Source organism: Chthonomonas sp. (assembly GCF_035294165.1).
Taxonomy (GTDB): Bacteria; Armatimonadota; Chthonomonadetes; order Chthonomonadales; family Chthonomonadaceae; genus Chthonomonas.
Window position 1 is genome coordinate 1 of record NZ_DATGLN010000034.1, and the last position, 1,143, is coordinate 1,143.

Here is a 1,143-nt window from a genome sequence, read left to right on the forward strand (position 1 = left end):
GAGAAGTATTTTCCGGAGCAAGGAGCAAAGGTTAAAGCGTGGCTGGCCGAACCATGGGAGGAAAAGCCCAAAGGCAAAAAGGCTGGGACTACGGCAACGGAGCCATTCCCACCACAGTAGGGTTGCATAAGACGACGAAGCCGCAGGCGCCGGCAATTGCTTCTGCACCGGTTGAGATCGAAGCTAGACATAGGTCTTGGTATTAGGTGCGAAGCTCGGATGCACGTCGTGTATAATGTTCCTAGAGCTAGAAGCAACAACGCGAATGGGAGCCGCAATATGCGGTTCGTAGAAATGTGCGCTCGGAAACCATGTCATCTCGAACGAGGGGAAGGGCGTCGGCTTTGAGCGCAGCACCGTCGGCCTTGAAGTGTGTCATCTCGAAGCGAAGCGAGAGACCTTTGATTCTGGCCGTGCGGTCGTTTACAGCCTTTGGGAGAGTAACTCGCTAGCTGTAGAATTGTGATATAATATAACCAGCGTGTCGAACGGTATTCTGTAGTTCGTTGCCCCCCAGCATAACAAGCAGGTTTTTTTGATAGATTACTCTGAAACTAGGCTGTAAAGAGCGCATCCCCCATGCCTCAAACGACAACTACGAAAAAGATGTAACTGTGCCGAGAGCGTGGAAAAAGGCTATGTTCGCTATTCGTAAAAAACCTTCTACAGTGGTGATGGCTCTTCTGTGCATGGAACCCGTAATGGCCAAAGCGGGAGATACCACAGCTGTTGCCCCGCCGCAACCGGCCGCCACGCAGTCGGCACCACCTACCAGAGCCTCCACAGGCTCTGCGCCGCGTCTTCCCACGATCTCCATCGCCCCACGTACCCTTTGGGAGGCCATGCGCGCTTTGGACATCGCCAGCAAAAACGGCAACGGGGGGCAAACGTTAGACACCACCCGCATGGGGCCACCGAACACACAGCCGACTCGCATTCCACTCGGCGTCTTGCCCGGCTTTACCCTGCCCGCCGCCACTTCTGGAGTTGCATCCCCTACAGAGGTAAAGCCGAGGACACACGGCTTTCTTGGCTCTTTGGGAAGCTGGCTCGCGAAGCTAGGCAAGGAGACGGGATCGGAGATCAAGATCAGCGGCCACTCCACCTTTACCTTGCGCGATGACAACATCCGTGGAGGCAACC

The 1,143-nt window shown here is 55.3% G+C and carries 1 protein-coding gene; it reads left to right on the plus strand.

Going from position 1 to position 1,143, the window contains the following annotated elements:
• Positions 1-638 precede the first annotated feature (638 nt).
• The coding region (locus tag VKV29_RS01280) for a hypothetical protein (protein WP_324199482.1) at positions 639-1,143 on the plus strand (505 nt) is incomplete at its 3' end.